Origin of the sequence: Adlercreutzia sp. ZJ304 (assembly GCF_011039075.1) — a bacterium.
In the GTDB taxonomy this organism is placed as follows: domain Bacteria; phylum Actinomycetota; class Coriobacteriia; order Coriobacteriales; family Eggerthellaceae; genus Adlercreutzia_A.
Genome location: NZ_JAAKEG010000007.1, coordinates 104,116 through 126,638, shown reverse-complemented (window position 1 = coordinate 126,638; position 22,523 = coordinate 104,116). Strand labels below are relative to the sequence as shown.

19 protein-coding genes and 1 rRNA gene are annotated in these 22,523 nt (G+C 47.1%); 17 read left to right on the top strand and 3 right to left on the bottom strand.

Translation table 11 applies throughout. From position 1 onward, the window contains the following. From rrf to G7Y46_RS05620, 12 genes are all read left to right on the top strand, one after another. A 5S ribosomal RNA gene (gene rrf / locus G7Y46_RS05675) occupies positions 1 to 94 on the top strand; the annotation flags it as partial. A gap of 150 nt (positions 95 to 244) precedes the next feature. Further along, positions 245 to 847 carry a hypothetical protein gene (locus G7Y46_RS05670; RefSeq protein WP_241156072.1) on the top strand — a complete coding sequence of 201 codons (603 nt, stop codon included), beginning with the start codon at positions 245 to 247 and terminating at the stop codon, positions 845 to 847. Between the two features lie 152 nt (positions 848 to 999). After that, positions 1,000 to 2,088, top strand: a complete 1,089-nt coding sequence (locus G7Y46_RS05665) for an isocitrate/isopropylmalate dehydrogenase family protein (protein ID WP_165253118.1) — start codon at positions 1,000 to 1,002, stop codon at positions 2,086 to 2,088. A 78-nt stretch (positions 2,089 to 2,166) separates the two neighbouring features. After that, complete coding sequence (gene acnA / locus G7Y46_RS05660) at positions 2,167 to 4,830, top strand: aconitate hydratase AcnA (RefSeq protein WP_165253116.1); 2,664 nt, start codon at positions 2,167 to 2,169, stop codon at positions 4,828 to 4,830. Between the two features lies 1 nt (position 4,831). Beyond that, positions 4,832 to 6,799, top strand: a complete 1,968-nt coding sequence (locus tag G7Y46_RS05655; protein WP_165062963.1) for a Tat pathway signal sequence — start codon at positions 4,832 to 4,834, stop codon at positions 6,797 to 6,799. Between the two features lie 292 nt (positions 6,800 to 7,091). Next, entirely contained in the window at positions 7,092 to 7,457 is a 366-nt protein-coding gene (locus G7Y46_RS05650) for a hypothetical protein (RefSeq protein WP_165253114.1), read from the top strand. Next, positions 7,454 to 7,762 (top strand): addiction module toxin RelE, encoded by a 309-nt coding sequence (locus G7Y46_RS05645; protein WP_165253112.1) that lies wholly within the window; start codon positions 7,454 to 7,456, stop codon positions 7,760 to 7,762. Before G7Y46_RS05650 ends, G7Y46_RS05645 begins: the two co-directional genes overlap by 4 nt. A gap of 123 nt (positions 7,763 to 7,885) precedes the next feature. Then, positions 7,886 to 10,270 carry a YhgE/Pip domain-containing protein gene (locus G7Y46_RS05640; RefSeq protein WP_165253110.1) on the top strand — a complete coding sequence of 795 codons (2,385 nt, stop codon included), beginning with the start codon at positions 7,886 to 7,888 and terminating at the stop codon, positions 10,268 to 10,270. Further along, the gene (locus tag G7Y46_RS05635) at positions 10,263 to 12,212 is read left to right on the top strand and encodes a YhgE/Pip domain-containing protein (RefSeq protein ID WP_165253108.1); all 1,950 of its coding nucleotides are present in this window, start codon (positions 10,263 to 10,265) and stop codon (positions 12,210 to 12,212) included. Before G7Y46_RS05640 ends, G7Y46_RS05635 begins: the two co-directional genes overlap by 8 nt. 291 nt (positions 12,213 to 12,503) lie before the next feature. Further along, positions 12,504 to 13,022: a 50S ribosomal protein L10 gene (gene rplJ, locus G7Y46_RS05630; RefSeq protein WP_165062960.1), complete on the top strand. Its 519-nt coding sequence runs from the start codon at positions 12,504 to 12,506 to the stop codon at positions 13,020 to 13,022. Between the two features lie 80 nt (positions 13,023 to 13,102). Then, the gene (gene rplL / locus G7Y46_RS05625) at positions 13,103 to 13,483 is read left to right on the top strand and encodes a 50S ribosomal protein L7/L12 (RefSeq protein ID WP_165062959.1); all 381 of its coding nucleotides are present in this window, start codon (positions 13,103 to 13,105) and stop codon (positions 13,481 to 13,483) included. Positions 13,484 to 13,496: 13 nt separating this feature from the next. Further along, positions 13,497 to 14,243, top strand: a complete 747-nt coding sequence (locus G7Y46_RS05620; RefSeq protein WP_165253106.1) for a tRNA threonylcarbamoyladenosine dehydratase — start codon at positions 13,497 to 13,499, stop codon at positions 14,241 to 14,243. A gap of 34 nt (positions 14,244 to 14,277) precedes the next feature. Here the strand turns inward: G7Y46_RS05620 and G7Y46_RS05615 are convergent, their stop codons facing one another. From G7Y46_RS05615 to G7Y46_RS05605, 3 genes are all read right to left on the bottom strand, one after another. Next, the gene (locus G7Y46_RS05615; protein WP_165253104.1) at positions 14,278 to 16,200 is read right to left on the bottom strand and encodes a heavy metal translocating P-type ATPase; all 1,923 of its coding nucleotides are present in this window, start codon (positions 16,198 to 16,200) and stop codon (positions 14,278 to 14,280) included. A 66-nt stretch (positions 16,201 to 16,266) separates the two neighbouring features. Beyond that, on the bottom strand, positions 16,267 to 16,485 hold the full coding sequence (locus tag G7Y46_RS05610; protein ID WP_165062956.1) for a cation transporter: 219 nt from the start codon (positions 16,483 to 16,485) through the stop codon (positions 16,267 to 16,269). 30 nt (positions 16,486 to 16,515) lie between these two features. Further along, complete coding sequence (locus tag G7Y46_RS05605) at positions 16,516 to 16,800, bottom strand: metalloregulator ArsR/SmtB family transcription factor (RefSeq protein ID WP_165062967.1); 285 nt, start codon at positions 16,798 to 16,800, stop codon at positions 16,516 to 16,518. Between the two features lie 619 nt (positions 16,801 to 17,419). On the opposite strand from G7Y46_RS05605, the gene G7Y46_RS05600 reads away from it, so the two are divergent. The 5 genes from G7Y46_RS05600 to G7Y46_RS05580 all read left to right on the top strand — a co-directional run bounded on the left by G7Y46_RS05600 (position 17,420) and on the right by G7Y46_RS05580 (position 22,485). Next, a complete protein-coding gene (locus tag G7Y46_RS05600; protein WP_165253102.1) occupies positions 17,420 to 18,274 on the top strand; it encodes a tyrosine-protein phosphatase in 855 nt (284 codons plus the stop codon). A gap of 228 nt (positions 18,275 to 18,502) precedes the next feature. Further along, positions 18,503 to 20,185: a glutamine-hydrolyzing GMP synthase gene (guaA, locus tag G7Y46_RS05595; RefSeq protein WP_165253100.1), complete on the top strand. Its 1,683-nt coding sequence runs from the start codon at positions 18,503 to 18,505 to the stop codon at positions 20,183 to 20,185. A 6-nt stretch (positions 20,186 to 20,191) separates the two neighbouring features. After that, positions 20,192 to 20,815, top strand: coding sequence for a hypothetical protein (locus G7Y46_RS05590; RefSeq protein ID WP_165253098.1), 624 nt, complete (start codon positions 20,192 to 20,194; stop codon positions 20,813 to 20,815). A gap of 210 nt (positions 20,816 to 21,025) precedes the next feature. Continuing rightward, positions 21,026 to 21,646, top strand: coding sequence for a type IV toxin-antitoxin system AbiEi family antitoxin domain-containing protein (locus G7Y46_RS05585; RefSeq protein ID WP_165253096.1), 621 nt, complete (start codon positions 21,026 to 21,028; stop codon positions 21,644 to 21,646). Next, positions 21,643 to 22,485 carry a nucleotidyl transferase AbiEii/AbiGii toxin family protein gene (locus G7Y46_RS05580; RefSeq protein WP_165253094.1) on the top strand — a complete coding sequence of 281 codons (843 nt, stop codon included), beginning with the start codon at positions 21,643 to 21,645 and terminating at the stop codon, positions 22,483 to 22,485. The genes G7Y46_RS05585 and G7Y46_RS05580 overlap by 4 nt, the downstream gene beginning before the upstream one ends. Positions 22,486 to 22,523: the final 38 nt, after the last annotated feature.

The window sequence follows — 22,523 nt, the reverse complement described above, 5'->3', positions numbered from 1 at the left end:
GATCACCCGATCCCATTCCGAACTCGGAAGTTAAGCCCCGCATCGCCGATGGTACTGCGACGTCAGGTCGCGGGAGAGCAGGTCGTTCCGCTCACATAGGGTGCTTTATGTTTTCTTGGATAAATCAAGTATGTATTAGCCGCCCATGAGGCGGTTTTGTTTTATATAGACTTTGTGAGTGATAAGAGGGATGCGGTGTGCGATATAATCGTATCCTAGAAAAACACACATGAGGAGCGTAACTTTGAGTACTCGAGCTGACGATATTAGACAACAAGCTGATAAAGCACTTAAGAACACAAAGCAGTTAGAAACGCATATAAACAACTTAGAAGGATCTTCTAGGAGAGATCGTCAGCAATCTGCGGCAGTTATCGCAATAGTTGCTAAAGAGAATCCTGAGTTAATAGAGCCGTATACTAAAAGCGTAATAGATGCTCTAAATAGACCGGAGGCGCAAACGCGCTGGGAATGTTTAGATGCTTTATCTGAGATTGTTCAAATAGACGCACGCTCTTGCGAGCGGGCTGTACAGGGTGCAGAAACGGCATTGTATGATGAAGATAGTGGACCGTTGCGTTTAGCGGCCATGCGTTTCTTATGTCGCTATGGAGCTACTACTGAAAATCGTTCGGAGAAAGTATGGTCTTTGATAGATGAAGGCATTCAGTGTTATCACGGCGATTTGGAATTTCAGGATATGCTGATAGCTGTTGTTGATTTTTCTGCAGGTAAACTTTCTTCGCAGGTGAAAGAAGAACTTGCGGCAAGGATGAAATTCGATGCTGAAAATGGGAAGGGAACGCTGAAGAAGCGCGCTTCTCAAATTGTGGAAAATCTTAAATGATTTTATGCGGGGATGTTGAGTGTTGAGTGGTGAATAACTCGGTTTAGAAGCTGCGCAACTCTCGCTACATCGTCTGCCATTTAGCGACTAAATAGAAGCTTTGTTTAACCTGCTGTAGAATGTGTTGCTTTTCTTAAAGAGAGGGTAGGTATATGCGGCATACGGTTACGTTAATTCCGGGAGATGGGATTGGAGTTGAAACTTCTGCTGCCATGCAGCGCGTTGTCGCAGCAAGTGGCGCTGAAATAGAATGGGAAATAGCACAGGCTGGAGCGGCATGTATTGAAACATATGGTACTCCGCTACCGGAGGAGACTATAAATTCTGTCAGGCGCAATAAGGTGGCAATAAAAGGTCCGTGTACAACGCCTGTCGGTACTGGCTTTCGCAGCGTGAATGTAGCTTTGCGAAAAAGCTTAAACCTGTATGTAAATTTGCGTCCGGTTATGAGCATTCCGGGAGCTGGTGGTCGCTATAGCGATGTAAATTTAGTAATAGTGCGTGAAAATACTGAAGACTTATATGCGGGTATCGAATTCGAAGAAGGTACAGAAAAAGCACTAGAACTTATTGATTTTATAGACGAGCAAGGTGCGGGGCGCATTGCTAAAGATTCGGGGATTTCGATAAAGCCGATATCTATAACCGCTACAAAAAATATTGTAGATTTTGCTTTCAACTACGCTATTAAGCAGGGAAGAAACAAAGTAACTGCTGTCCACAAAGCAAACATAATGAAATATTCCGATGGTCTATTTTTAAGCGTTGCTCGCGATGTAGCAAAAGACTATGAAGACCATATAGACTTTGATGACAAAATAGTTGACGCTTTCTGTATGAATATGGTGATGGATCCATCGCAATTCGATGTAATTGTGTTTCCTAATTTGTACGGTGATATTGCAAGTGATTTGGCTGCTGGTTTGGTGGGTGGATTAGGGCTTGCGCCCGGGGCTAATATCGGCAAAGAATATGCTGTATTTGAGGCGGTGCATGGAAGCGCTCCAGATATTGCTGGTAAAGATTTAGCCAATCCTACGGCACAAATACTTTCCGCTGCTATGATGCTAGATCATATTGGAGAGCGAGAAGCTGCTTTGCGCATTCGCAGCGCTGTATTGGCAGTTTATGCGCAGGGGACGCATTTAACCGGCGATATTCGCGTACCTGAACGCAAGTGCGAACCTGTCACATGCAGTTCGTTTACAGATGCGCTAGTTCGTCAAATTGAAGCAATGTAGGGTATTGTTTGCGACAGAGTGTTGCATATTGTGGCAAGTGGCAAACAATAATAAGTACCTGAAGGGATAGGTGTTCTAATGATCGACGGCCTTGAAGCCGAATTGGAAGTTAATGGGAAAATTTACAATTATTATCCTGTCGGTCAGATAGAAGGTGCTGATAAGCTGCCTTTTTCGCTAAGGGTACTGCTTGAAAATGTTCTGCGCTGTGCTAGTAATGAAGAAGATGCGCATCGTATGGCGCGATATATAGTTGATGCGGCTCATGCTGGTAGCGTCGGCGAAGAAGTAGAATTCAGTCCGGCGCGCGTTTTGTTCCAAGACTTTACGGGCGTACCGGTGTTTGTTGATTTTGCAGTAATGCGCGAAGCGTGTGCAGCGCTTGGTGGTAATTCCGAGAAGATTAATCCTCAAGTACCGTGCGATTTGGTAATAGATCATTCGGTTATTGCCGATGTTGCAGGGCGTGCGGGTTGCATGGATGAGAACATGCAGCTGGAATTCAATCGCAATAAAGAGCGTTATGAATTTTTAAAGTGGGCTCAAGAGTCGTTTAGTAACGTGCGTATAGTGCCGTTTGGACAAGGGATTTGCCATCAGTTAAATATAGAACAATTCGCTAGCGTTGTTATGACGCGGTCTATGCCCGAGAAAGAGCTTGCGTATTTCGATACTTTGGTTGGTACTGATTCTCATACTCCTACTGCTAATGGCATAGGCGTTCTAGGTTGGGGAGTTGGTGGAATTGAAGCGGAAGCTGCGGCATTAGGTCAGCCAATAACAACACTGGTTCCAAGAGTAATAGGTATTCATCTTTCTGGGAAACTGGCATCTGGCGTAACGGCTATGGATGCAGCGCTTACATTTGCTGAAAAACTGCGCAAAAAAGGGGTTGTGGGTTGTTTTGTTGAATGCTTTGGACCCGGAGTGTCTGAACTGACTGCTACACAACGTGCATGCATATCTAACATGACACCTGAATACGGGTGCACATGCACACTATTTCCAATTGATGATCGTACTCTAGATTTTTTGCAAACTACAGGTAGGGATGAAAATGAGATTGCGCTTGTAGAAGCGTATTCAAAAGAGCAAGGTTTTTGGAATGACTGCGACGGGGAAAACCGTGTATATTCCGATATTGTGCACATTGATTTAGGCGAGATAAAACCAAGCGTGTCAGGACCGAGCAGACCGCATTCCAGATTCGATTTAAAAGATGCAAAAAATAGATTTTCAGGCATTTGTGCCGACCGTAAGCTGGATATAAGCAAAAAGGTTGTAGTTCAGATAGATGGTCAGTCGCATGAATTAACTCATGGTGCAATAGCTATAGCTGCTGTAACTAGTTGCACGACGGCAACTGATGCAGAGATGATGCTTGCGGCTGGAATTCTTGCCAGAAATGCGGCAAATAGGGGATTGGTGCCTGCGCCTTGGGTAAAGACAATTCTGGCACCGGGCAGCCATGCGACAAAACTTTTATTGGATAGAGCTGGTCTTTCGGCAGGCTTAGAGAAGCTTGGTTTTTATACTTGCGGTTTTGGGTGCATGAGTTGTATTGGGAATTCCGGACCTTTAAGTGAATCTATGCATGCTGTTGCGGACAAAATAGAACTAGCAAGTGTGCTTTCTGGAAACAGGAATTTTGAAGGACGCATTTCGCCGGACGTGTCGCAAAACTACTTAATGGCACCTGCGAACGTTATAGCGCACGCAATAGCTGGAACAATGGATTTCGATATGGACAGGCAGCCTTTAGGTGTGGATGCAGGTGGTAACGAAGTTTATTTGCATGACATATTGCCAGATCCTGATGAACTTGCCGAATTTGTTGAGAGATACGTTACGCCAGATTTATATGCGCAAGGATCGCGCGGGTTATATGATGGGGATATGCGTTGGAAGCAAATTGAAGCTGAACCTAGTAGTGCGTTTAATTGGGATCCTAAATCGACATATGTGCGCCGCCCTGAATTTTTTGATGGCATGCCAATGGTGGTAGAAAATGTTGCGCCTATAAAAGATGCTCGCATATTGGCACTTTTGGGCGACTTTATAACTACTGACCATATTTCTCCGGCAGGTGCAATACCTATAGATTCACCGGCAGCTAAGTATTTGCAGAGCTACGGCATTGCGCCGCAAGATTTCAACACTTATGGAAGTAGACGCGGAAATCATGAGGTTATGATGCGTGGCACTTTCGGTAATGTGAAATTGCAGAATATGCTGGCGGATGGAAGGCGCGGTGGGTGGAGTCGCGATATGCTTACCGGCGAGATAATGCCTATTTTCGATGTGGCGCAGCATTACATGACTGAACATATACCGTCAGTAGTTATTGCGGGAAAGATGTACGGTAGTGGATCGTCGCGTGACTGGGCAGCAAAAGGTCCAATGCTTATAGGCGTGCGTGCTGTTATAGCGGAAAGTTTTGAGCGTATTCACAGGTCAAATTTGATCGGCATGGGTGTACTTCCGTTACAATTTCTAGATGGAGAAAATGCCGAGTGTTTGGGCATACGCGGCGATGAGGTAATTAGCATTGATAGCGTGGACTTTTCGGCAGGGCTTCCGCATCCTGCTATTGTTCATGTTATTGCGAAGCGCTCAGATGGTGATTCGATCGAATTTGATGTTACAGTAAGGATAGATACTCCTACAGAGGGCGATTACTATCAGAATGGCGGAATTCTACAGTATGTATTGCGCAATTTAGCGCATGAACAAAGGAGCTGATGTGGCTAAATCTGGATTAGAGTCTCTGCTTGAAGCGTTGCGCATGAGCGGGATGAACACTGATGGCATGGGTGGCGACCGTGCCAAGGGCGCATCTTCTGGCGGCGCGACGACAGAAGATAAGGACACGTCGGGTACCTCGGCGGGAGGTAAAGGGGATACACCTCATATAGATCTTTCGTTTTTGGATAATGTAAAAGGACCTAGCAGCAAGCGGGGTTGGATTATTTTTGCCGTGGTTGCGGTGTTGGTTTTAGCGGCGCTGTACTGGTGGTTCCATCCGCCTATCAGCATTAACTCTGTTGAATTATGGATGGTAGTCGGCATTATTTGTATTGTGCTTGCGCTGTTTTTCTATAACAGGCGCCGCGAATATAAAAACGGTGGCGGTAAATATGAAAAAAGTTCAAGTAAGCAAAAACGCTATACAGTGTTTATGGCTATACCGGTTGCTGTAATAGTTGTAGGTTTGTTGGGCGGCTTGTTTAGTAATGCGATAATTCCCGGAAATGCGGAGAAATATTCGTCTGTACTTGAAACTGACACGCTAGACTTCGCGGAAGATATTCACGAGGTAGATTACAACCAAATTCCTGTTATTGATAGGGATTCTGCAATTCTTATTGGCGATCGCGAAATGGGCTCTATTCCTGAATATGTTAGCCAATTTGAAATATCGCCGCTGTATAGTCAGATTAATTATCAGGGTGCGCCTGTGCGTGTAAGCCCGCTTGGATATGCTGATTTATTCAAGTGGTTCACAAATCGCGATGGGGGTATTCCAGCGTATTCATTGGTGAATATGACCACGCAAGATGCCGAAATAGTGCGCTTAGGTGAAAATCCGATCTACTATTCGCAGAGCGAACCGCTGGCGCGCAATATTGATCGCTATGTGCAGTTGAAATATCCGTTTTATATATTTGACGAGCTTTCATTTGAAATAGATGAAGAAGGTCATGCTTGGTGGATTTGCCCTGTACGTACATTTACCATTGGTTTGTTTGGTGGTTACACCATTGATAAAGTAGTTCTTTGCGATGCCACAACTGGCGAGTGTAGCGAAATGGCTGTAGAGGATGTACCGCAATGGGTAGACAGGGTGTTCCCAGCCGAGCTGCTTATAGAGCAGTACAACTGGTACGGTGCTTATCATAATGGGTGGTTAAATTCATTCTTAGGGCAAGAAGGCGTTGTACGCACCACTCCTGGCACCGATGGTACGGTGGGTTACAACTACATTGCTAAAGACGATGATGTGTGGGTATACACTGGAGTTACTTCAGCTACGGCTGACAATTCCATAGTCGGATTTGTGCTGGTAAATCAGCGCACGCAAGAGTCGCACTTCTATAGCGTTTCGGGTGCCACTGAGGCTTCTGCTATGAATTCTGCGGAAGGGCAGGTTCAGAATTTGCGCTATACGGCAACTTTCCCGCTGTTGATTAATGTGGCGAATCAGCCGACATATTTCATGGCATTGAAAGATGCGAGTGGTTTGCCTAAGAAGTTCGCAATGATAGACATACAGCGTTATCAGAATGTGGCAGTTGGCGATACTGTGGCTGATACGCAAACGGCGTATGAAGCGCTGTTGGCTACGAATGGAGTTTTGACCGATACAACCGACCTGACCGATGTGGAGGAAGTGACGGGTACAATATCGGCTATTGCGCAGGCTGTTGTTGGCGGTAATTCGCATTTCTACATCTTAATAGAGGGACGTGATGAGTTATTTGATTTCGCATTACCGGGCTTGCTTGAGATAGTTAAGTACAAGGTGGGCGACGAGATAACTTTCACATATTTGAAGACGGAAAATGAGGCTACCGTTTATTCCATTGTGGGCAAAGATGGTGAAGTAATTACTACTAGCACTAACAATAGCGACAACACGGCGGATGCGGGTGCGGATGCGGGTGCCACGGAAGCACCCGCAGACGATGCGGCTGGTGAAGCGGCAGCTTAATATGTAGGTAATAAAGGAAATTTGTAATGCCTAACAAAGAGCAGAAGATTACAATTAGGAAAATTCAGGCCGAGCAGACTAAACAAAAACTTATAGTTTGTATGCGTCGTTGATGCGTTTATGACGTCTACGACTATGGTTTTTGCCGATATGTTCCTTCCTATAACAATATTACGAGTGGTCGCGCCATGTGAGTGCGTTTCATTACAGGCTTGTTTTAATAATGAAGTTCATATTGTAATGAAAATTTAATCAAATTATAATTAAATTAAAATTTGAAATAGGAGAAACTATGGTTGCTGTGGTTGAAAATAAAATTGCTTTCGGAAGAGATCAGGTTGTTAGTTCTACGCAGGTATGTAAGGGCTTTAGCGAAATTCGAAAACGTGCTCAAGAAGGTCCTCTGTTTGTTTCTGATAGAAATGCCGGTATGGACACCGTTATAGTTAGTTATGATGAATTTGAAGAGATGGCTGTAGAGTTAGCAAATGCACGCGAAGCAATTTTTTATGCAGTTGCTACAAATCGTATCTCTAGCGCTGATTCTGATCCCCAGCATTGCAATATATCGCTTGAGGAAACACTAGGGGAACAAGGCTATGCCGATTTTTTAAGCATGGATATAAATGCTGAAGAGGATTCGGACATATTCGAATGAGCAATGAATACAAACTAGTTTTTATAGATGCGAGATGTCAAAAAGAATACCTTGCACTTCGCGGGAATACTCGATTGCTTGTTGATAAGGGTTTAGCGCGTTTGAGAGTTCGGGCAAACGAGATAGGCAAGCCTTTGAACGGCGCACTTGCGGGATGTAAAGAGTTGAAATTTCGCGCAGAGGGAATACGGGTTATATTTCGAATTAAAAATGGCGAAGTGCAAATTGTTGAAATAATAGCTATTGGACCTAGAGATAAGAGCAAAGTATTTGTTTCTGCAAAAAAGCGATTGCTTGACAATTAGCGTAGTTATTAGCACAGGTGATAACAATTTGCTTGTCGTGCACTTATTTAATTGATGTATGATTTTAATAAGCTAGTGCGACGTTTATCTGCTGGGTTTGGGGGTGTAGCTGGCGCTTAGATCATGGGTAATGTTTTCCGTGTACTGAAGCGCGACATTCTGCGCCTGTTAAAAGTGCCACCAGCTATGGTGGTTATAATCGCGCTTTTGGTGCTGCCATCTTTGTACACATGGTATAACGTTCGGGGTTTTTGGGATCCTTATGAAAATACAGGCGATTTGCGCGTTTGTGTAGTGAATGAAGATGTGGGCGCTGACAGCGAACTTACTGGCTATGTAGATGTTGGTCAGATGATAGTGGACGAGTTACACAACAACCGTCAACTAGATTGGCAATTTCCAAGCTATGACAATGCGATGGATCAGCTTTATTCCGGCGAATGTTATGCGGTGTTCGTAATTCCCGAGGAATTTTCAGCTGATTTGCTAACGCTTACTACAGGGGATTTTAAGCAGCCCAACATAAAATATTACGTGAACGAAAAAATTGGTCCGGTTTCTCCGAAAATAACCGACACTGGTGCAAACACGCTAGATAATACCGTGAATTCCGCATTTGTAGAAACTGTAAGTAAGAAGGCGGCTGATGCTATAGATGCGGCTATAGATGATTCGCGGGATAAAGTGGATGCTGCGCGCTTAACTGCATCGGCGCGCATATCCGAGGCAGAAGCGCATATTCAAGATGCAATTTCTGCGGTGTCGGAGCTTTCGTCTGGTGCGCAACAAGCGAAAACCAACGTGGATAAAGCGAAAGCGCCGCTTGATACAGCGCGCAACGAAATTAATCATGCTTCAGATGCTTTGCAGGCTATATCTGATTTAGCTACAACTTTGCAAGGCGACTACTTGAAATTCTCTGCCAGTTCGGTTCCCGCTATTTCAAGTGCTATGCAATCTGCTGCTGATGCCTATGCCGAGGCGGTTATCGCGCTTGAAGAAATACCAGTCCAAAGTCCGGAAATACAGGATATTATTCGTCGGCTTCGCGCATCTGCCGATAAAGTGCAAAGCGATGCTGCGAAGTATTCGGATGTACTAGCCAACGAAATAGCACCTGCGTTTGGCGCGGGGCTGGGAGAAATAGCTGGCGCATCTGGGCAAGCTAGCGGATCGGTGGCTGCGCAAAAAGTGTTAATTGCACAAGCTGATAATATTTTAGCCAACATGGATTCTACGCTTGAATCTGTGGTTGATGCTTTGGCTCAAACTCAAACTTTATTGAGCGATTTGGCATCTAATCTAGATCGCGTTCAAACAGACGTGCTGGCATTAACTAGTGCGGATGCTATAACAAGTATTCTTGGCGAACAGACGCTAGATGCGCAGAAAGTTGCGGAATTTATCGGGGCTCCTACGCAGTTAACAACTGAAAAATTGTATCCGGTAAATGCTTATGGTACAGCTATGGCACCGCTTTTTATGAACCTGACATTTTGGATTGGTGCCTTTATGCTTATGGTTGTGCTTCGCCAAGAAGTTGACGATAAAGGCATCAAGAATTTAACGCTTACGCAGCGCTATCTTGGCAGGTATTTGCTTTTTGCAATAATGGTGATATTGCAGGCTGCAATATGCTGCGCAGGACTTCCCCATCTAGGCGTAGAGATTGCAAACTTGCCGGCACTATTTTTCGCTGCGGCAGTAGCATCTCTTTCATACTTGAGCATAATCTACTCGCTTTCAGTTACGTTGCAACACATCGGAAAAGGCATTTGCATAATCTTGGTGTTTGCACAAATTCCGGGTGCTACTGGCTTATATCCTATAGAAATGACATCGCCCTTTTTTCAGGCTATATATCCGCTTTTGCCGTTCACGTATGGCATAAGTGCAATGCGCGAATCGATATGTGGATTTTACGGTTCGCAGTACGCTGTTGATATTGGCATTCTGATGCTTTATTTGGCTGTGTTCATGACAATTGGCATTCTTGTGCGACCGCTGATGTCGAATGTGAACAGAATGGTCGCGCGCCAGATAAAAGAAAGCGGCATATTCAACGGCGAAGATGTGGAAGTGCCTGTGCGTCGCTATCGAGTTTCGCAGGTCATTCGTATACTTTCCGATCGTAAAGAATTTCGCGAAGATATTAACAGGCGGTATGCGCGTTTCAAAAAAGCGTACCCGTGGCTTATTCGTGGGGCAATTATAGCTGGTGTGGTTATTCCTGTTGTGTTAACTGTAATTTTTTCGTTTGGCACCACAGGGAAAGTAATACTGCTAACGCTTTGGCTGGTATGTCTGATAGCGGTGTTCATTTTCCTTGTTGTTGTAGAAAACTTGAAGTCTAGCTTTGAGCGACAAGTGCGTATTGACAATATGAGTGACGAAGAGGTGCGAAATCTTTACTTGGCGAGAAACGCTACCGAATATGCCGGTGTAGTGCATGGTCAGAAGCGATCGAAGCGCGATGCTGTGGTATCGGGCGGTGATGGCGATGAGTAATATTTGGAAGCTATTTACAGGCGATGTGCGTCGTCTTTTCGCCAATGTGGTCAGTTGCATAATAACTATAGGACTTGTGGTTATGCCATCAATATTCGCTTGGTATAACCTGATAGCTTGTTGGGATGTTTTCGACAATACGGGTAACTTGACGGTTGCTGTAGCCAACGACGATGAAGGCTACGAAAGCGATCTTATGCCATTGCGCGTGAATATAGGCGATATGGTGGTTTCGGCATTACGCGCTAACGATCAAATAGGATGGGTTGTTACAACTTCTGCTGATGCTGTGGATGGTACAGCAAGTGGGAAATATTATGCGGCGGTTGTGATTCCTAAAGAATTCAGTCGAGATATGCTGCGTTTTTATACTGACGATTCCGAACACGCTCAGATAACGTATTACGAAAACGAGAAGAAGAATGCAATTTCGCCAAAGATAACAACTACTGGTGCAGATACGGTGTCAAGCGAAGTAAATACAGCGTTCGCTCAGACGCTGACCGAGGTAATGCTGAGCGTGGCTGAATCGATTAGCAATTATTCCGACAAGATGGATGTGGATGGACAGATTGCTGCTTTGGCAGGGCATGTGAGGTCAATGGCTGACGATATGGATCGTGTAAGCCATGTCGTGGAAATGTATGCCGGTGCGCTGCGTAATTCGCAGAATCTTTTAGACGATAGCGCTGAACTTATATCTTCTGTACAAACAGAGGCAAAAGCTGTTATGGATAAGGCTGGGGGTGCTATTGATGGTCTTGCAGATGCGCCTGCCAATATGGAAGGTGCCAAGCAAAAGATGGAAGAAGCGCTTGATGCGGCGCAGACCAGCTTCGATAAATTCAAACAGGCTTTGGAAAATGAGGATTTTATATCGCTTATAGGGGACGAAGCAAAGCAGCGGATAGAACAACTGGTAGCCGATTCGCAAGCTAAAATGCAGGAAGTGCGCGATGATTACGAACGGAATTTGAAGCCTAATTTGAATAGGCTGGCAACGGATTCAAAAGCTTTGGCAGCTGATTCGGCGGCTGCTATAAAGGAACTGTCGGCTATGGCATCGAGCGTCTTTGGCGTTGTTGATTCTGCGCATGGAATATTGGACGGTGCTATATCAAAAATATCGGACGTTTCTTCTGGTCTTAGTGAGTCTAGTGTAGAGATGCGCGAATTGGCAGATGGCATAATGGAGGCTTTAGCATCAAAGGACGTTCAGCAGTTGAAGAACTTGCTTACGTCTGATACGCAAAGCCTATCTAAAGCAATGGCTGCACCGGTGGGAATAGAGCGGATTGCGGTGTTTTCATCTGAGAATTTTGGATCGGCTATGGCGCCTTTTTATACTGCGCTTGCTATTTTTATAGGGTCGCTGCTGATTCTCGTTGTTGTAAAACCTAAAGTGTCGAACATAGCGCAGCACAAGTTGAAAGATCCCAAGCCGCGTCAGATGCTAGTAGGTCGTTTTGGCTGTATGGCATGTTTGTCGTTGGCGCAAACCACTTTGATGGGTGTGGGAAATATCTTTTTCTTGCAAGTTCAAGCTGTTCACCCGTGGTTGTTGATGCTTATTATGTGGGTTGCAGGGCTTGTATTTACCTTCATTATATATGTGTTAGTTTTGGCGTTTGCAAATCTGGGGAAAGCCATTGCGGTTTGTTTGTTAATAGTGCAAGTTACGGGTTGCGGCGGGTCGTATCCGTTGCAGATACTTCCAGAATTTGTGCAGTGGGTTAGTCCGTTTTTGCCGGCAACGCATGCGGTTAATGCTATGAGGGCGGCAATGTTTGGTGTATATCAGGGTGATTTTTGGATGCAGATGGGCGCGCTTGTGCTATTTCTTGTTCCTGCGGCACTGATAGGGTTTGTGTTGCGTAAGCCTTTTGAGCGTTTTATGAAATGGTATGTACGCACCGTGGAATCGACAAAAATAATCGGGTAATTCGGGTAATTCGCTTGTTATGGCAAAGATAATCGGATAGTTTGCTTGTTATTTTCCGCGTATGCTGTAGAATAGTTGGGCTGCTCATTCGAGTGGCAAATTGTAAGTTAGTTCTGCTGCTTAAGACAGCTGGTACCCCAAGGGGTTTAATCGCAGACGCGGCCCGCCGAGGCGGTTGTTGGCATGGATTATGTCGGCTCCTGCTGTCTTTGTGCGGTGGGAGCCGTTTTTGTTGCGGCTACCAAGTCGATTCGGCAGAACGCTTAGATGCCTTAAGGAGGTGAAACGTTTATGCCGAATGCTGAGAACAAGCAGATGCTTGAAGACATAAAGTCTGATATTCAGGCGGCTGGTGCAATGTGGGTTGTAGATTATCGCGGTCTTACCGTGAAAGATATACAGAGCCTTCGTCGCGCCGTTCGTGAAGCTGATGCGCAGATGAAAGTCTACAAGAATACCATTATGCATATTGCATTAGCCGAGCTTGATTGCCCCGATTTGGATGCAATTTTAGCTGGACCTTCCGCGTTCGTATTTGCTGGTGAAGATCCGGTTGCATCTGCTAAGGTGCTGCGCGACTTCGCCAAGGGCAACGAGAACTTGGAGATTAAAGGCGGCATGATGGATGGCGCGTTCGTCGATGCGGCGCAAGTAAACGAGATTGCTGCGCTACCGTCGCGCGAAGAGCTTATCGCCAAACTGCTTGGTACTATCAACAACCCGCTGGTCAAGACAGTGCGTGTGCTCAATGGTCCGATGGAGGCTTTTGCTCGCGTGGTGTCAGCCATCGAGGAACAAAAGGCTGCGTAAAATTCGCGGCAGCAGCTTAAATGCTGCATAAAGTAAATATTTAGATGCAGGATGCATCACAACAGAAAGAGGATACAAAAATGGCTGTTACTCGTGAGGAAATAGTTGAAGCTTTGAAGGAGATGCCGGCACTTGAGCTCTCCGAGCTAGTTAAGGAACTTGAGGAAGTTTTTGGCGTTAGCGCTGCTGCTCCTGTAGCTGTGGCTGCTGCTCCTGCTGCTGGTGGCGACGCTGGTGCTGCTGCTGAGAAGACCGAGTTTGATGTTGTGCTCGAAGGCTTTGGCGACAACAAGATTGCTGTTATCAAGGTTGTACGTGAGATCACCGGTCTGGGCTTGAAGGAAGCCAAAGAGGCTGTTGAGGGCGTACCGACTCCTGTTGCTGAGGGTGTGGCACAAGACAAGGCTGACGAGATCAAGGCTAAGCTCGAAGAAGCTGGCGGCGCTGTCACCATTAAATAGTTCTTCCGAATATTTGAGCGAAGATTCTAAATCGAGGCTTCGGCGGCTTCTCGGAGACGAGGGGCTGTCGAAGCTTTCTGCTTCTTATGTGGCAGTTATAGGTTTAGGTGGTGTTGGTTCTGCGTGCGCGGAGGCTCTTGTGCGCGGCGGTGTAGGACGTTTTCTGTTTGTAGATAAAGATCGGGTAGAACCTAGCAATATAAACAGGCAAGTTATTGCATTTATTAGCACGGTTGGTCAGCGCAAGGTAGATGTTATGCGCAATATGGCTGCAGACATTAACCCTAAGGCACAAGTGCAAGTGTTAGATGCTTTTGTGCTTGAGGAAAATATTGCTGAATTGCTAGAGCCGTTTGGGCATCCGGATTATATAGTGGATGCAGTAGACACACTGACAGCGAAAGCGGCAATAGCGCAGTATGCGAATAGTCGCGAAATACCGCTGATATCCTCTATGGGGATGGCTAATCGTTCAGATCCGACTAAGCTTGTTTTTGCCGATTTATTCGAAACCAAGGGCTGTCCGTTTTGTCGCGAAATGCGAAAGATTGCGCGCGATAGGGGAGTGCGCAACATGCAGGTACTTTACTCTACCGAAAAGCCTGCAAAGGTGAAGCCGCAGGAGGGTGCGCCGCGCAGAGAGCGCACCGAATTGGGTACACATTCGTATATGCCGCCCATAGCTGGTCAAATGATGGCTGGCTATGTAATACAAGAGTGCATCAGGACGGAAAGCCCCAACCCTTGCACACTTTCTTGACACTTTTTGACGTAAGGCCTACAGACTGCAGGACTTACAGATTTCCCGTTCGCATAGCGCGCATTGCGTTTAAGATGGCAAGAACGGCCACCCCAACATCGGCGAAAACAGCCATCCACATATTGGCTATGCCAAGCGCCGCCAGTATTAATACTGCGAATTTAATTCCTAATGCAAATATGATGTTTTGCCACACGATACGCATAGTTTTCTTCGCAATTTTTAACGCAAGTGCTATTTTGGATGGTTGGTCATCCATTAACACGATGTCTGCAGCTTCTATGGCCGCATCTGATCCCATGCCGCCCATGGCGATACCTACATCGGCGCGCATAAGAACAGGGGCATCGTTTATGCCGTCGCCCACGAATGCCACTTTGCTCTTGTTTGCGTTAGTGCTGTGATTGCTTGCTAGTAGTTTTTCAATTTCTGCAACTTTATCTTGGGGGAGTAGTTCGGCGCACACTTCGTCTACGCCTAGACTGCTTGCAACCGCTTCGGCAACTGCTGTATGGTCGCCGGTAAGCATTACGGTGCGGTGCACACCTTCTGCGTGCAATTCTGCTATTGCTTGCTTTGAATCGCTTTTTACCGCATCGCCAATAACGATGGTGCCGGCATAGGTGTTATCTAGTGCTATATGCACCTGTGTTCCCGCGAAATTTTCAGGCGTAAAGGCAATACCGTTTACGTTCATAAGCTTATCGTTGCCAGCCAAAATGGTGCGCCCGTTTGTAATTACTTTCGTGCCCCGACCGCATATTTCTTCGTTGCTGTCTATGCTGTGGATATCTATAGTGCCCTTATAGGCGCGCTGTATCGACATGGCGATTGGGTGGTTTGAGAACGCTTCGGCAAGCGCCGCAAGCTCCAAGAGCCGGGCTTCAGTGAAATTCGGTGCAGGAATTATATTGGTTACTGCGAATGTGCCAGATGTAAGCGTGCCAGTTTTGTCGAAAACCACCGTGTCTACTTGCGAGAGTGCTTCTAGGTAATTTGAGCCTTTTATAAGTATTCCGCGTTTTGATGCTCCGCCTATGCCTCCAAAGAACGACAGCGGTACCGAAATAACCAGCGCGCACGGGCATGAAACTACAAGAAATGTTAAGCCGCGCAGTATCCAATCAGCCAAATTACCACCTACGATAAGCGGCGGCAGTATGGCTATAGCGGCGGCAAGCGCCACCACAATTGGGGTGTAGTAGCGTGCAAAGCGCGTAATGAAATTTTCGGTGTGGGCTTTTTTGTCGGCGGCGTTTTCTACCAATTCCAAAATGCGGCTTACGGTTGAGTCTGCATAGGGTTTTGTGGTTTTTACAGTAAGCGTGCCGCTGAGATTTACGCAACCCGATATTACTTCGTCGCCTTCGTGCGCGCTGCGCGGTGCCGATTCGCCCGTTAGAGCCGATGTGTCAATTTGCGAATCGCCCGATTGGACTATGCCGTCTAGCGGAATGCGCTCTCCGGGTTTTACGATGATTTCGCTGCCTAGAGGCACGTCGTAAGGGTCAACTTGTTCTAGCTTGCCGTTGCGCATAATGTTTGCGTATTCGGGCATTATGCTCATCATGTCCGATATAGACTTGCGCGATTTTCCCACGGCGTAGCTTTGGAATAGTTCGCCTACTTGGTAGAAAAGCATTACAGCTGCGCCTTCTGCCATGTGTGGTTCAGAGTCGGGGAAAAATACTAGCGCGAATGCGCCTAGCGTGGCTATTGCCATTAGGAAGTTTTCGTCTAGTCCGTGACCTTTCGCCAGATTACGCGCGGCTTTTATTAGCACGTCGTAGCCTGCGATTGCATAAGGGATTAGGAATAGGATAAATTCTGCATATAGCGCATTTGCGCTGCCAAAAACTAGTTCAATTAGACCGGTGTTCTCGCAGATAAGAATTGCGAAGAATAAGACTAGGGCGAGTAGTATGCGATTGCGCCAGCGAATTTGTTTTTTGTTCATCGTGCTGTCCTATTGGAGTTGCTTTGGGTGATTAGTGCGGTGAGTGCTTATGTGGTTTGGCACTGACTACCTTACTATTGTGCAATCGGGCTCGTATTTTGTGCAGATTGCCTGAGCTTGGCTTAGGACTTCGCTGAAAGAAGCGTCGTCGGCATCTAGGGTTAGCTTGCTGGTCATAAAATTAATGCTTGCGCTGTTTACGCCTGTTAGTTTGTTTATGTCGCATTCCATTTTTGATGCACAATTTGCGCAGTCTAGGTCTTGCAGCTTGAATGAGCGTTTCATATTGGTTCCTTTCTTGATTTATTTGTGCGCTTATTCGCAGATATGTGTCATGCCTTGCGCCAGCATGGTGTATACGTGGTTATCGGAGAGCGAGTAGATAACATTTTTGCCGTCTCGCTGGAACTTCACCAAATGAGCTTGCTTCAGTATGCGCAGCTGATGAGACACTGCGCTTTGGGTTGCGCCAATTATTTCGGCGATATCAGCCACACAGCGCGGTGTGCGCATAAGGGCGTAGAGGATTTTGATGCGTGTTGTATCGGCGAAAACTTTGAATAAGTCGGCTAGATCGTAGAGCAGTTCGTCTTCAGGCATGGCTTCAAATGGGCAGTCAGCTGTGGTTTCGACTGGCTCTAGCGGGCATGTGCAGCCACAACCGCAGTTGCCTTTTAGTACGTTTTCGGCTTCTGTTATTACGCCGGTTGTTTCGTCTGACATGATAGCTCCTAGGGTTGCTTGTTTGGGCATTCACATAAACATATGAACAACTATTCATAAGTATATGTATGAATAGGAGTGTGTCAATAGGTTTTAATCCTAAAAATGGTCAAAACTTCCAGCTTTCCACGGTCATAGCGCCGTATAGCTAACTTGAATTGTGGAGAACACTGGGCAAACAGCACTTATCGATACATTGTTGGGTACTGTTTGCCCTTTTTGAATGTGGAAAGTCGGAAGTTTTGACCATTTTCTGCTGAAAAAGTTGGGCTTTGTGGTGCGATGGCGACGTGCGATTTGCGGCGGGTGGTGTGATGGCGACGCGCGATTTGCGGTGGGTGGTGTGGCGGGTATGTCTATGCGGGTTGAACGCGGTGATGTTCGGCGGATAACAGGTTTTTAACTATTGGGTAGCGATTGGCTGTGGGCGAGAAATATTATCAAGTGCTTGCCTATTATGCATATAAACATTCTTTGACTACTGATTGGAATAGATATGACTGATAGGCTTGCAGCATTGTGTGCTCCAACTGTGCCGCATGATATTCCCGGGTTTCGCAATTTTGGACACATTAAGCTACGCGGTGTGGCGAATGCAAGAGATTTAGGCGGCATGCCAGCGGCGGATGATCGGCGAATTGCGCGAAGGCGGCTGGTGCGTTCTAGTGCGCTGCACGATGCTACTTTGGAAGATATTAAGCAGCTGCTACATATGCACGAAGTTGATTGTGTGGTTGATTTTCGCACTAATTCTGAAGTGGAGAAGGACCCCGATCCGAAGCCTTTAATGAGCGGCGTGAAGTATGTGCATTTGCCGGTTTTCACTCAGGAGGCTGTGGGCATAACTGGCAGTGGACCTGCGCGAGACTTTCGCACGCTTGTAGCGTATATAGATAAGCCGTATGAAATGATAGAGGAGCTGTATCCGCGAAGCGTGTTGGGCGCAGCGGGCATTCGGGCGTATAGCGAATTTCTGCATGATTTATTGGATGCGCCTAAGGGTGCTACGCTTTGGCACTGTACTCAGGGCAAAGATAGAACTGGTATGGCTACTGTGCTTGTGGAATATGCGCTGGGTGTGCCTATGAAATATATTTTGAGCGACTACTTGGCTACAAATTTGTTTGTGCGTGGCTGGGCTGAAGTTCTAAGGTCGTTATTGGCTGATAAGACAGTTGCGCGCGGGTTGGATAACGATGTAAATGCGTATGCGTTTGCTAATAAGTGCTACTTTGAGGCGATGATGACGGCGGTCGCGAATTCGTATGGATCGTTGGACAATTATTTTGTTCGGGCGTTGGATTTTGGTCCTGATAAACAAGCGTATTTGCGAGATTTGTATTTGGTTTGACGGGCATGAAGGGCAGAGGCGCTTAGAGCGGGCGCTGGCATAGCGTGCGCTGCGGGTGGCGGGGCGCAGATAGGTGCAGAGTGTAGATGATGGCGGAGTGCATATAGCTGCGGAGCGCAGATGATGGCGGAGTGTAGATGGCTGCGGAGCGCAGGTCAATCTTTCGGCAAATATGTCGCTTTGTCGGTATAATGATTGGGTTATTTCCCGCCGTAGAAAGGGTGCTCTGTGGCTGCAAATTCCGCAACTTCGCAACAAAAGGTAATAGTCGTAGATTTTGGCGCACAGTACGGGCAGTTGATTGCTCGGCGCGTGCGTGATTTGCATGTATACTCCGAGATTGTGCCGTGCGACATAACTGCGGCTGAGGTGACTGAGGCAGCACCTGCAGCAATAATATTGTCGGGCGGACCGGCTAGTGTGTATGCGGAAGATGCTCCTGCGATTGATCCGGGAATTTTAGAGCTGGGTATTCCCGTGCTGGGTTTTTGTTATGGGCAGCAGGCTATGGCGGTGGCTTTAGGTGGCGAAGTTGGTCATACCGAAAAGGGCGAGTATGGACCTGCGTCTTTGACGCGCTGCGATGGGGGCGGCGCTGGCGGTGCGGGTGATGATGTGGACGGCGCGGGTGGGGCGGCATCGGCGTTGTTTGGGGATACGCCTGCGCAGCAGACGGTATGGATGAGCCACCGCGATGCGGTTAGCCGCGTACCTGAAGGGTTTGTTGTAACTTCGCAAACTGATGTGTGTCCGGTGGCATCTATGGAGTGTGCCGAGCGACGGCTGTATGCAACGCAATTCCATCCCGAGGTGCGCCATACGCCGCATGGTCAGAAAATGTTGGCAAATTTCTTATTTGATATTTGCGGGCTTGTGCCGGACTGGACTATGGATTCTATTATTGAGGATTCAGTGGCGGTTATTCGCCAGACTGTGGGCGATAATCGTGTGATTTTGGGTCTTTCGGGTGGCGTGGACTCAAGTGTTGTGGCGGCGCTATGTGCGCGCGCTATTGGAAAGCAGCTGGTTTGTGTGTTTGTGAATCATGGTCTGCTTCGCAAGAATGAACCCGAAGAGGTTGAAGAGGTTTTTACGAAGCAGTTTGACGTGGATTTTGTGCACGTGCATGCCGAAGAGCGCTATGCGCAGCTGCTGGCAGGTGTTGTTGAGCCAGAGGAGAAGCGCCGTATTATTGGCACTCAGTTCTGGAAAGAATTTTTTGCGGTTGCTGAGGAATTGGATGGCGTGAAGTTTTTGGCGCAGGGTACGATTTATCCCGACATTATTGAGAGCGGTGCGCGCAAGACTGGCGGCAAGGCATCGACCATTAAGAGTCATCATAATTTGATTCCGTTTCCTGAGGGCGTACATTTTGATTTGATTGAGCCGTTGGATCATTTCTTTAAAGATGAGGTGCGTGCGCTGGGCACGGCGCTGGGTTTGCCCGATTATATTGTTCACAGGCAGCCGTTCCCGGGACCCGGTTTGGCTATTCGTATTATTGGCGATGTAACGCCTGAGAAATTGGAGATTTTGAAGAATGCGGATGCAATTGTGCGTGAAGAGTTGGATGCGTACAACGAGCGTTTGTTTGTTGAGAGTGGTGTGCGCAATGGTGAACACGTGCGCGATGTGGCTGGGGGTCCTGAAGTAGAGCGCTCAGTGTGGCAGTATTTCGCCGTGTTGCCGGATATTAAGAGCGTGGGTGTTATGGGGGATGAGCGCACATATGCGCGCCCGATTATTCTGCGTGCGGTGGAGAGCTCTGATGCGATGACTGCTGACTGGGCTAAGTTGCCTTATGATGTGTTGGCGCGTGTAAGCTCGCGCATTGTGGCTGAAGTGCCCGGCGTTAACCGCGTGGTGTACGACATAACCAGCAAGCCGCCCGCGACGATAGAGTGGGAATAGGCGCGCATGGAAAGCAACAGCAGCAATCAATCGTTTTGGGCTATTCTTAAAGGACTTATTACTTTAGCTTTTGTTGTCGCGATCATTGTTTTTGGTCTTTCTTTTTTGATTAACAATGTAAGTGGTGGGCTAGTATCCTTTTTCGATAGCTTGTCAACATTGGATGCGGCGATTGTTGTTGCATTGATAACCGGGGCTGTTTCCATTTTTACTGTTGTTTGTGGCGCAATTATTAACAACGTGCTATCAAATAAACATAAGCAGCAAGAATACCTAAGGGAACATCGCGAAAAGCCCTATACGCAGTTAGTTGAAATTTTCTACAAAATGCTCGAATCAACAAAAAGCGGGAATGAGTACACTCAGGATGCGATTCTGAAGGACATGATGGAGTTTAACCAAGGCTTAACGTTGTGGGGTTCTTCCAAGGCCATACAAAAATGGGATGAGTGGCGTCTCATAAGCAGTAAACAATTAAGCGATCCTTATGCGGTTCTTCATGGTATGGAAAAGGTCCTTATGCAATTGCGTAAAGATATGGGCGAAAAACACAAATTAAAGCAAGGCGACTTGTTGAAGCTCTTTGTTAATGATTACGACGATGCTGTGAAAAAGAATACAGGTAATTAGAGGGCAGGTGTTTTTTAGCGAGCACATTTGTGCTAGCAGCATTTTTCTTGCGTACAGTGGTAAAAGTTTTCCTTTGGACTCGAGTGTTTAAAAATGTGTCTACATCCACTGATGTTGAATCATGGATGAGGATTACCAGCTTGATCTTTTCTGACGCGATTTTTGCTAACCAGTTGGAACTAGCATTTCTGACGGAATATCATACTGAGTATGTACTATACTATCAGTATGATATTCGATTATTACTCACATAGGCTAAACGAGATTCTCGATAGCAATGAGGGGCGGCTTACCTTCTCTGAAGCGTCTGCGGCAGGAATCCCGAAGGATGCCTTCTATCGCTACGTGAAGGAAAAAGGGCTCGAAAAGCATGGGCGTGGACTCTACTTATCCGACAATGCCCTTCCCGATGAGTTCGCGTTGCTGCAAACTCGATTTCCGAAGGCCATCTTCTCGCACGACACTGCGCTGTTCCTACATGAAATGAGCGAGCGCGAACCTATTCCGCTATCCGTCAGCGTCGGTTCTGGTTACAATTCTCCCTCTCTAAGAGACCAAGGGGTGCATATCCATTACGTGAAGCCTGAGTGGTATGGATTAGGGGTCTGTGACGCGAAGACGCCGTACGGGAACCTCGTCAAAGCTTATGACAAGGAGCGCACCATCTGTGACTTGATCCGCAAGAAGGACAGCATTGACATAACCGAATTCAATTATGCGCTGAAGACTTACGCTGCCTCCAAAGATAAGAACCTCGCGCGCTTGTCGGAGTACGCGCGGACAATGAACATGGAATCGCGTATTTGGGACGCAATGGGGGTGCTTCTGTGATCGACAATCCGACAAAGGTGAAAGACCTCATCAAGAGCCTCTCTAATGGCGATAGCGGTAAGGCTCAGCTTTTGCAACGTCGCTATGCAATGGAGCGTTACCTTGAGCGCATGGTCGAATCTGAGTACAAGAACAACCTCGTTCTCAAGGGCGGCATGCTCGTTACTTCGATGCTCGACCTTGGACAACGGATGACGCGCGATACCGATGTGACTATGCTGAACATGACGCTTGACGTCGAGAGTGCCGTAAAGATGGCGAAAGATATTGCAGTTATCCCTTTAGAAGATGGCATGACTTTCGATATTGAAGACGCCTACGAGATCATGGAGGAATCGGAATACGGTGGTGTCCGGATCAAGATTCGCGCCCATCTCGGCAAGATGGATATCCCGATGAAGCTCGACATCTCCACAGGGGATGCGCTCACACCATCCGCCATCAACTACACGTATCGCCTCATGCTTAAGGATCGCGATATCGACATCCTCGCCTACAATGTTGAAACCGTGCTTGCGGAGAAGATCGAGACCATGTTCGTACGCTCCACGCTCAACACGCGCATGAGGGACTTCTACGACATGTGGGCGCTGACCAATATGGAAGCCGACATTGATTACGCCATCTTGGCGGAAGCTGTCGCGGCAACCGCGAAGACGAGGGGCCATGACGTCACACTCGCGGACTCCGAGTCCGTCGTCGATGCCCTGGCGGCAAGCGAGGACATGGCCGGACATTGGGAAAGATACCGGAACAGGAACGACTTCGCGGCGGGGCTCTCGTGGGAAGATGCGCTCGATGCCATCCGCAGCCTTTGCAATGAAGCCTTGAACTCTTAGGGCCAGAGCGGGCAAGAAGCGCTGAGCCAAGCTCGCTG